The sequence below is a fragment of the Legionella tunisiensis genome, from assembly GCF_000308315.1.
Taxonomy (GTDB): Bacteria; Pseudomonadota; Gammaproteobacteria; order Legionellales; family Legionellaceae; genus Tatlockia; species Tatlockia tunisiensis.
Genome location: NZ_CALJ01000257.1, coordinates 1 through 7,229, shown reverse-complemented (window position 1 = coordinate 7,229; position 7,229 = coordinate 1). Strand labels below are relative to the sequence as shown.

Sequence of the window (7,229 nt, the reverse complement as noted above, 5' to 3'; positions counted from 1 at the left end):
ATTGTGTACGTCGGCACGAGTGCCGGAATTTTAAATCGACGGACGGAGGCGGCAACTGGGTTAACGTGAATAATGGCCTGGGAGACAATACGGTCGTGTTAAGTGTGGCAGCCTTGGATGCCAATACGGCGTATGCCGGCACGATAAATGGTGGTGTGTTTAAAACCGTGGATGGCGGAGCCAACTGGACGCCGGTGAATACGGGGATAACCAACTTGTCTATCCAAAGTTTAGCGGCCGTGGATCCGTCTACGGTGTATGCTGGGACCGGCAATGGCGTGTTTAAAACCGTGGATGGCGGAGCCAACTGGACGCCGGTGAATACGGGGATAACCGACTTGCTTATCCGCAGTTTATCGGCCGTGGATGCGGCTACGGTGTATGCCGGCACGATAAATGGCGGTGTGTTTAAAACCGTGGATGGCGGAGCCAACTGGACGCCGGTGAATACGGGAATAACCAACTTGTCTATCCGCAGTTTAGCGGCCGTGGATGCGACTACGGTGTATGCCGGCACTAATGGTGGTGGCGTGTTTAAAACCGTGAATGGCGGAGCCAACTGGACACCGGTGAATACGGGGATAACCAACTTGTTTATCCTCAGTTTATCGGCCGTGGATGCGACTACGGTATATGCCGGCACCAATGGCGGTGGCGTGTTTAAAACCGTGGATGGCGGAGCCAATTGGACGGCGGTCAATAACGGCATCACCAATCTTTTTATAGAGTCTTTGTTGGCTCAGGATGCAAATACTGTCTATGCAGGCACTAATGGCAGTGGGGTGTTTAAGACCACCGATGGCGGTACCAATTGGAATGTTATGAATACGGGGTTGACGGCTGTTAATGTGTTTGGTTTGTTTGCAGTGGATAGCAATTTGGTCTATGCCGGTACTAATGGCAGTGGGGTGTTTAAGACCGTAGATGGCGGGGCTAACTGGACGGCTATGAATACCGGATTAACCGATTTTTTTGTGGCTAGTGTGTATGCTGTAACACCAAACCTCGCGTATGTCGGTAGTGGCGGCGGGGTGTTTAAAACGGTGGATGGCGGAGCCAACTGGATGGCCATCAACAACGGCATCACCACACTTGATACTGTCAGCGTGGTTGCCGCGGATGCGACTACAGTGTATGCCGGTACCAATGGCGGTGGCGTGTTTAAAACCGTGGATGGCGGAGCCAACTGGACGCCGGTGAATACAGGGATAACCGACTTGTCTATCCAAAGTTTAGCGGCCGTGGATACGACTACGGTGTATGCCGGCACGATAAATGGTGGTGTGTTTAAAACCGTGGATGGTGGAGCCAACTGGACGCCGGTGAATACGGGGATAACCAACTTGTCTATCCAAAGTTTAGCGGCCGTGGATGCGGCTACGGTGTATGCCGGCACTGATGGTGGTGGCGTGTTTAAAACCGTGAATGGGGGGATGAACTGGACGGCCATCAATAACGGCATCACCTATTTGAGAATTAACAGCGTGTTTGCGTTGGATACGAATACCGTCTACACAGGTACTTTTGGTGGCGGTGTTTTTAAGAGTAATGATGGCGGTTTGAGTTGGTCGGCGGTGAATAGCGGTTTAAATTCCTTTCTCATTTTAAGAATATTTGCCCCAGATGCATTCACCGTGTATGCCAGCATTTTTGGCGGTGGTGGGGTTTATAAGGGGACGGTGGGTTAGTCTTATCACAACCTGATGAAAGTTTATGGTATAAACTCAAGCGGGTGCTCGATTTGTCAGACCCACTGCGATTCTTGAGATGAAGCGCCATTAAAGAGGGCTCTGTTGCAAAAAAGATTCAATATAGAGCCTCTTAAATTTTGTTCATCTCTCAACGGTACAGGCCGAATTGTTCATTGGTGAAGGATACTTCAGTTCGAGCTCCATACATCTTGCACCTATTATTATTTTGGCGACGAACCCCAAAAGAGTCTTCAAAAATCTATAGCCCAAACTAACTTGTAACATATCAATAGCACTGGTTGTAGGTGTCGTCCAAGAATTTCCCAGGCCTCTATGTTCAAATACTTGATTTTGACTGTGTATTTTACTGGTATTCCAAGAGCTACCAAACCGCATATATTGAACCCCAATGTATAGATTTTGATTTAAATCGTGAGACGCTCCTACAGCAAACAAGGGAGCAATCCCATTAAAGGAAGAGTGTTGCCATGTTCCATAATAATTACCAGAGTGATAGTACATAAATGTTGTGTTATTAATAAAATTATAATGATTTATGCCAATACCAAATTTAACATAGGTATTAAAATTTTTAAGTCGAAGAAAAGTTATTTTGGGTGCTAAATAAAACAACCAATTGGAGTATCCAAAATGTGATAATTGGCCTTCGGGGTTAACGTAAAATGGATCCTTGCCCTGCAATGTATTTTACTTTTTGAATATAATACAAGCCAAATTCTGCCGCAATGAAGTTGTTGAAGTTATATCCTAAATTACCACCCACGGTCCAACCCCATTGATTTACAATTTTGTCATTAGCTGTAATCGGACCTGCTTCATGACCTAGGACACTTGCAGCATAGGACAAACTTCGCAACATAGGAACATCTCTATAAGCACCACCAAACGCACCTTCTAAATAAATTCTTCCGTTAGAGCCTATTTGTTCTCCCATTTTTTCCAGCGTTTATTGAGGTGCTCCAGCCAACAATTAAAGAGACAGCCCAAATCAGTTTCACTTTCATTCTTAATTCATCCTTATAGTATGAATGAGTTTTCCAAGATATTTATGCAAGTCACTGTCAAATATAATTAATTGATTTTCAATCAGGGCAGGATCAGTGCAAAAGAACCATCTTGGCTTAAATTTTTTAACTATTAAATTCCACGCAAAGGCGCGAAGAATCAGTTATTTTGCTCGCGATTCTAGGCATTCATTAAATACGATATGCTAGCAAACATCGCTACGTCGCTATTACGGATAGTTCGTGATTGAGTTTCCGTCGTCGTGGTTAGTGGAATGTTAACCATAACGGAATCTGACTTACTGCCCAGATAGTTATAAACGAGCTCTGTGGATAATACCCAGTTGCTTGCGGCGAGATAATTTAATCCTAGACCAACATTATAACCAGTTTTATATTTATCCAAATTTAATGAAGATTGATATCCAACATTAGTAACGGCAGCAATATTAGTTCTTGTGCGCTTAAAGACATAATTGCGTTTAGCATTAGCAAAGCTAACCCCAGCCTCAACAAAGGGTAAAAAATGTGGAGTCACTTCATAACCCAAAACAGCATCAATATTGTAAATGGGTTTTAATGAGGTAGCGAAGGAGTTATTCCCTACAATCAAAACATTACCAGCAGCAGTTGAAAAGCCGGTTTCATCCAGAGTCTCCAATGGGGTGTAATAGATTGAAGCTTTGGCACCAAGATAGGTTTTCTGATTAAACATCGCGCCATAACCAATTTGACCCGTGAATAATACAGCGGTATTGGTATATCTATTTGTGTCAGCATTCCCACCTAACCCATCAGATCGAGCGGTGGAGAAACTGTCTTTAGTAAATACTGTTGTGATACCAGAACCCAATCCAATATAAAAACCACCAAAATTGGAAACAGGTTCGATTGAACCCATAGTTCCGGCATAAAGGCTACCCGCTCCTAGGCTTAAAACCATAGGTAACAGAAAACAATTTTTCATATTAACTCCTTGTATTATAATCCAAAAAAAGCAGCTGAAATTGTAAAATCTATCTCTGGCCTTTATTCTGTAAGGCTTTAATTAAAATAACGGAAGCATCTCTAGATTTGACATTGACCAAATAAAATCTATTTCTTTAAATTTAATGACTTTATTTGCTCGAAAAAGTTCGAAGCGGCTCTATGGTGCCAGATATTTAGCGCTAAATGAAGGTGTCAAGATCTTGATTTCACTAAAAACAGCATATTTTCAATTTTACGTTAAAACAGGCTTAAATCAACAAAAAACATATTTAAGACGGTTTTAACCTGTTTTTGAATATATCAAATCTAGCGATGCTTCCGTACGAGGATTTTCAATCACCTGACTGCAGTTTATCAATGTGGGAATACGTATTACTTACAGGGTTTTGATAGAGATGGGTAACACCAGTAGAGCTTCAGGATAAAAAAGCTATAGAGGTTCTATCTCATGCCTATAGTCAAGTGAAGTCATACCCTCATTTAGTATCTATACCAGCAAACCAAGAGTCTAGACCAGTACAGAATGTACTTTTTAAATATAGAGCTCATTATACCCGAGAATATCGTGAAATGTTGAGCAACTGGAGTTTAAAAGATGGAATTAATGAGAACATATTTTCAATATCCCTATGCTAAAAGATATTTTGCAGGTAAAGAAGAAGGAACCAGTGTAGGTGCCTCTAGATCTTTTGAGTCAGCATCAATGTTTTCATACACACAATCTGGTGGACCAGAACTATCGGGGGAAGCTCATCCTGAAGAGATAAGAAAGTCTATAAAACATGATACAAATTATGGCTCCGTTGCAAAACATTAAACTTCGTTTAAATCAGAAAAATATTCTCCACTTAAGTCGTAAAAAGGGAAATAATCAGCTCAATATTTCCACTTTAGGTGCTGAATATATAAAATTGATGGGTTAAAAATACACTTTTCAAGGATAAGAATTTTTTGCAACAGAGCCTAAAAAGAGTTAGACAGCGAAGAATATGCCAAACTGGACTACAATTGGAATAAAGGTGCATTTTGATGTACACGAAAAGTCTTACAAGGACGATCTTTATGAAATATATGCTCCGAGCAGCCATGGTTTGTTTTCTTTTTGTATCCCTATCAGCTTATGCACTTCCAAGTGATAAAGAAGTCACAGCATGGACCAGTAACGTTTTGAGGCAAACAGTAACAGCCGATTACCAACAGCTGAAACTACGGGAGAAGAAAGTAGACGTTGGAAAATATTATAGCAATGAAGCATGGGCTGGGCTGGCTGTTTTTTTGGGCGATATGAGATCAATCATCATTCGATATAAGCTAACAACAAATCCTATACCACTGGAGCCTGCCGAGGTCGTCCAAAAAGGCAAAATCGCGGGGATAAATTACTGGCATATTGAGCAAAAATTTGAATTTCCGGGTGTTGGAAAAATTTTATGGTTCTCAGTCATTGTCATTCAAAATGATTACCCGCCATTTAAAATTGAAAGCCTGAGTATGAAAAAATATACTATTCCTTGTAATAATGTAAACCAACCGTTAATTGAATGATCAGACAATGCTTTTGCGAGCTTGACTGGTTTTAATGGCTCTGTTGCAAAAAAATTCTTATCCTTGAAAAGTGTATTTTTAGCCCATCAATTTTATATATTCAGCACCTAAAGTGGAAGTATTGAGCTGATTATTTCCCTTTTTTGCGAGGCCATATTATAGAACCCAGAAAAGCCATGCTTAAAGTGGCTGAGTTATCAGGAGTGACATTCACAGTTCATGATTTGAGAAGAACCTTGCTACCACAGCAGAAAGTTTGGATTTACCAGCCTATGCATTGAAACGCTTGTTAAATCACAAGATGACTAATGATGTAACAGCAGGGTATATCATACGGGATGTAGAGCGCTTACGAAAACCGATGCAACGTATTACGGATTTTTTGAATAGTCAGATGGTAGCCAACATTGAAGTTGAAGCTTAAAAGCAGCTTTTAGCTCCATAAAGAAGCAATAGGCACAGCAAATAGTTTATCGCCAAATGAGGTTGTATGATCACCATCGTACAATAGAATTCCAATTTTAAATTTTTATCAGCTATTTCTTTTAATTTTTTAGACCATGCAAATCACTTGGGTTAATTGATGCTGTTGCTTTAACTTCAATGCCAATAACTTCATCAATGCTATTTTCAATAACAATGTCTACCTCTATTTTGTCTTTATCTCTGTAGTGGGAAAATGCGTCCAGCTAATGAATCTGACAGGGTTGGAAGCAATAAAGCATTTGCTGATCCCGTTAATAGAAAACGACCAGGTGTTCGATTTTCATCAACAGCTTGTTTTATTGAAACAAATATTTCCGGTAATCGTTGAACTTCATCCAGTACAATAGATTTTTCTTTAGGAATATTACGTATAAATCCTACTGGATCTGATTTTGCAATATTGAGCTGAGCTGCATCATCTAAAGATATGTATTCCCATTTTTCATTGATAATATCTTTAACAATAGTTGTTTTTCCCGATTGCCTAGGTCCCATTATGTATACAACAGGTGTATCTTTTAACGCATTGAAAATATTGGTTTTAATATACCGATTATACATTTTGCTCTCATATTTGCGCATAAAAAATTATCACTATTTTATGCGGGGATAATTATTTTTATGTTCGTCTAATTGATGATTATATATCCGTCCAATTGTCGGTTAGAGGTCGTTTTGATTTTATAAGTCTAATATTATTAAATTGATATTTTAATAGTGCACTCAAATCATAATTGCAGTGCTTCAATTTGCGGCCTGTTGCTTCTTCGAAGTTTGTTAGCGTTCTTTGTTTCCAGTAGTTCTCTCACTGAGCTGTAGGAAGCATTCGACCAATTAGCAATTTTATGCCGTTGCTTCTTAATCTTGATACCTTTCTGATTCAGCCATTTATTTGGCATGATGTCATCCAATTTGTAAGCATATAAATATTTTATAACTGCCGGGATATTTGGAAAATTTGAATTATTCTTGAGCGCAACAAAGCGCGTGATCTATTGAAAAATTAATGCTTTTTTGCACATATTGCCTTATAATAGATGAAATTTGAAATTTATAACAACAGTGAGTCTGCTTAAATGTATGTGCAATTAAATAATGTAGCTTCGGATCTTTGTACAGCCATTAATAATGGCATTGAAAATTCTTCAAATTATCCAATAGCTTACATCGCTATAAATGGTGCTCTAGTAATTGAATGTGAGCATAACATCGATAAATTTAAAGCGTTTGCTGATATTTTCCCTGAAATGTGTAGTCAATATCAAATTGATAAACTACCTGAAACTAATGTTTATTGCACACAGAAAGAAATACTTCGGAACGATCGTGAGCTCTGCATATTAACTTTTAATATTTCCCCCGAACAATTTGATAATCTTCTCATGGCCGAATTGGATAGATACGCAGGATATCGTAATTTTAAAGGTGCCGGTGGTTCCATTCTGCTTTTAGCGAATTCTTTATTGGAAGCGTATAAAGAAAGCGTTATCTG

Annotated in this window: 8 protein-coding genes and 1 pseudogene; 5 read left to right on the top strand and 4 right to left on the bottom strand. The window is 39.5% G+C overall.

Annotation, left to right across the window (positions count from 1 at the left end; genetic code table 11):
* Nucleotides 1–1,688 (top strand): WD40/YVTN/BNR-like repeat-containing protein (locus BN58_RS26250; protein ID WP_232220703.1); only part of this gene is annotated, 1,688 nt, incomplete at its 5' end.
* 676 nt (nucleotides 1,689–2,364) lie between these two features.
* Here the strand turns inward: BN58_RS26250 and BN58_RS15800 are convergent.
* Nucleotides 2,365–2,646, bottom strand: a complete 282-nt coding sequence (locus BN58_RS15800) for a hypothetical protein (protein WP_019217637.1) — start codon at nucleotides 2,644–2,646, stop codon at nucleotides 2,365–2,367.
* A gap of 251 nt (nucleotides 2,647–2,897) precedes the next feature.
* A complete protein-coding gene (locus BN58_RS15795; RefSeq protein WP_019217636.1) occupies nucleotides 2,898–3,683 on the bottom strand; it encodes an outer membrane protein in 786 nt (261 codons plus the stop codon).
* 618 nt (nucleotides 3,684–4,301) lie between these two features.
* On the opposite strand from BN58_RS15795, the gene BN58_RS15790 reads away from it, so the two are divergent.
* The 3 genes and pseudogenes from BN58_RS15790 to BN58_RS30040 all read left to right on the top strand — a co-directional run.
* Nucleotides 4,302–4,523: a hypothetical protein gene (locus tag BN58_RS15790; protein ID WP_019217635.1), complete on the top strand. Its 222-nt coding sequence runs from the start codon at nucleotides 4,302–4,304 to the stop codon at nucleotides 4,521–4,523.
* A 269-nt stretch (nucleotides 4,524–4,792) separates the two neighbouring features.
* The gene (locus BN58_RS15785; protein WP_156812570.1) at nucleotides 4,793–5,251 is read left to right on the top strand and encodes a hypothetical protein; all 459 of its coding nucleotides are present in this window, start codon (nucleotides 4,793–4,795) and stop codon (nucleotides 5,249–5,251) included.
* Between the two features lie 149 nt (nucleotides 5,252–5,400).
* Nucleotides 5,401–5,675: pseudogene (locus BN58_RS30040) on the top strand (integrase); the annotation flags it as partial.
* Nucleotides 5,676–5,796: 121 nt separating this feature from the next.
* Here the strand turns inward: BN58_RS30040 and BN58_RS37960 are convergent.
* Complete coding sequence (locus tag BN58_RS37960) at nucleotides 5,797–5,892, bottom strand: hypothetical protein (RefSeq protein ID WP_408605500.1); 96 nt, start codon at nucleotides 5,890–5,892, stop codon at nucleotides 5,797–5,799.
* A 19-nt stretch (nucleotides 5,893–5,911) separates the two neighbouring features.
* On the bottom strand, nucleotides 5,912–6,319 hold the full coding sequence (locus BN58_RS15775; RefSeq protein ID WP_232220702.1) for an AAA family ATPase: 408 nt from the start codon (nucleotides 6,317–6,319) through the stop codon (nucleotides 5,912–5,914).
* Nucleotides 6,320–6,819: 500 nt separating this feature from the next.
* Between BN58_RS15775 and BN58_RS26240 the strand changes: the two genes are divergently transcribed.
* Nucleotides 6,820–7,229 (top strand): hypothetical protein (locus tag BN58_RS26240; protein ID WP_232220701.1); only part of this gene is annotated, 410 nt, incomplete at its 3' end.